This is a genomic window from Pararoseomonas baculiformis, from assembly GCF_017813395.1.
Lineage (GTDB): Bacteria > Pseudomonadota > Alphaproteobacteria > Acetobacterales > Acetobacteraceae > Roseomonas > Roseomonas baculiformis.
Genome location: NZ_JAGIZB010000087.1, coordinates 1 through 2,225, shown reverse-complemented (window position 1 = coordinate 2,225; position 2,225 = coordinate 1). Strand labels below are relative to the sequence as shown.

The 2,225-nt window shown below is 61.1% G+C and carries 2 protein-coding genes and 2 pseudogenes; 3 read left to right on the top strand and 1 reads right to left on the bottom strand.

The genetic code is table 11. The annotated features are described in order from the left end of the window. Positions 1-125: 125 nt before the first annotated feature. Positions 126-299: pseudogene (locus tag J8J14_RS24620) on the top strand (integrase core domain-containing protein); the annotation flags it as partial. 116 nt (positions 300-415) lie between these two features. Here J8J14_RS24620 and J8J14_RS24615 read toward each other — a convergent pair. Next, entirely contained in the window at positions 416-700 is a 285-nt protein-coding gene (locus tag J8J14_RS24615) for a hypothetical protein (protein WP_209382181.1), read from the bottom strand. An 872-nt stretch (positions 701-1,572) separates the two neighbouring features. Between J8J14_RS24615 and J8J14_RS24610 the strand changes: the two genes are divergently transcribed. After that, positions 1,573-1,782, top strand: coding sequence for a hypothetical protein (locus tag J8J14_RS24610; protein ID WP_209382180.1), 210 nt, complete (start codon positions 1,573-1,575; stop codon positions 1,780-1,782). A 240-nt stretch (positions 1,783-2,022) separates the two neighbouring features. Beyond that, a pseudogene (locus tag J8J14_RS25315) lies at positions 2,023-2,112 on the top strand (transposase); the annotation flags it as partial. Positions 2,113-2,225: the final 113 nt, after the last annotated feature.

The window sequence follows — 2,225 nt, the reverse complement described above, 5'->3', positions numbered from 1 at the left end:
CTCAACCTGACGCAGCTTGGCAACGATCTCTTCCGGCTTGTGGTGCTTCCTTGCCATCCCGACACCCTCCACGGTTCCGCCGGCCTCACCTTACCGGCGGATCGCTTCTACGGGGTCAGGTCACCCGGCTCCGGGCCGAGTGCCTGAATGCCTCGTGGTTCCTGTCCCTGGCCGATGCCAGGGCCCGCATCGAGGAATGGAGGTGCCACTACAACGAGGAGAGACCCCATTCAGCGCTCGGGAACTTGACCCCGAACGCCTTCGCCAACCAAGCTCAACCAGCCCGAGAACTTGCTTAGACCCCGGATCAGAGTTGGGGTGCGGACCAGTGCCCGAAAAACTTGCGCTCCGGCCGGATCAGTTCTGAGGGTCAGGACCACCCGGGCGCTACCGCCCGAGCAGCCGATCCAAACCGCTAACTCTCGACCGAACTCGTCATGCAAACGGCGCCGACGAAGCTGGGCGAAGTTACATTCAAGATCTCGCCAGGAACTCTCTGTTCAGGCACAAAATCGATCTGCGCTTGAACCACATCGGCGAACTTTACGAGAGGGTGGTCGTACGCCTCGACCTGCCGGAAAATCGTGGTCTCCTCACCATCGATGACCATTCGGATCTCGTAGGTCTTACCCACCTCAAACATACCGCTCCCCTTAAGCTGAACGCCGAAAATGCCCCTGCGCTCGGCGACGAACTCCACGCTGGCCTCCCCCAAAGCTGAGCGAAGTGCCTCAACCATCCGCGGCCGAGGCCTCCGGATGCCGCCTTCGATGCTTCAAACTGCGGTGATACTCGTGCCCGACCTCACGGAGAGAGCTGCTTTGTCCGCCCAGCAACTCCTTGGCGGCGCGGCACTGCTAGCAGGCATATCACCTGCCTTGACGGCCACACCACGGCAGGATTGAGCAGCCCAGTCAGGACCATTTCCGCCAGAGCTTTGAACGAGCGCATCCCTGCCTCCCCTTGGTACTGCCACGAGGCGTGGCATGCGGTGTGCCACCACTTTAGCTAATTAATTTGCGGTAATTTCCGGCTTAGAGGGCAGCCCAGCCGTAAAGTATGTGGACAGGCGGTTAAGCCCACTAACCTCCCGCTCATAGCCACCGAAGCCTTTCCGCCCGCCTTGTCGGTCCTGCGCATCCAGGCTTGCCGAAAAGGGGGAGGGTGCCCAGGCACCGAAAAAAGGTGAGGCAAGCGCCCGAGTAGTGCTGGACCCTGCCGGGTTCATGGCTTCTGCAGCAGCCAGGGTGGCCCGCCATGCACGAGATACGCCCACGTCTCCGGCGACCATTCTCCTCAGCGCGGATCAGCTGGACGGTTAATGCTTTCTCAACAGTCAGCGCATACCCAGACGCCGGGTTCCGAAAATCTGATCCGGAGGAGCGCAAGATGCGCAGAAGCTTGGAAGTGCCTTTTACCCTGTCGGCGCTGCTGGCCGGCCTCGCGCTCCTCGCCAGGGCCTTCCTGGGCTAGGTGGAGCGGCTTCAGAAGCAAGAACTGGCCATGGTGGCCGCGATCTCAGTGCCGTGCACGCGCAGCATGGCCGAAGTCTTCTTCCGATAAGTGCTGATCATGAATGACGCGCTTCCCCCAGGCATGGCCCGGGTCACCAACATGCTCCCCGTGGATGAGCCAATTCTGACTTGGGGTATCTGGTTCTCGGTCGAGTATGAGACGGCTGAGGGGTTACGAACCACCTTTCTCTCGCCGCAGCGCGTCAGCGAGCTTAGGATCGGCGAGGCCTTCTTGAACGAGACGCTGGTTCCGATCCCGACGCCATGAAACATGCCCCGCCTACCGCGCGCGGGGGTTGAGGCTCCCCGGAACGTGGATTACCTACGTCGGCAGCCAACCCCGGCCCCTTTAGGCTCTGGTTGACCTTAAACCTGGAAACTGGTCCGGTTTTCTGAGAGTTTTCCGGCAGGGATGTTGACCTGAAGGAGGACGGTCCGGTGAGGAAGAGCCACTACACCGGTCAACGTATACGTTGACCAGATTTCCTTCGCGCTGAAGTAGGCGGAGCTGGGTACGCCAGTGACCGAGGTCTGCCGCAAGATGGGCGTCTCGGAGGCGACCTTCTTTCGGTGGAAGCAGAGGTATGGCGTGTGTGGATGGCCCCCTGTCTTGCAAGAAGAATCATGGCAATCAAGCAGCGGTAGTCGCTTGCAGTCGTGTGTCCGGCCTTCAGCGCGGCACGACGGCCGCTGGCCCTGATGGGTGTCCGC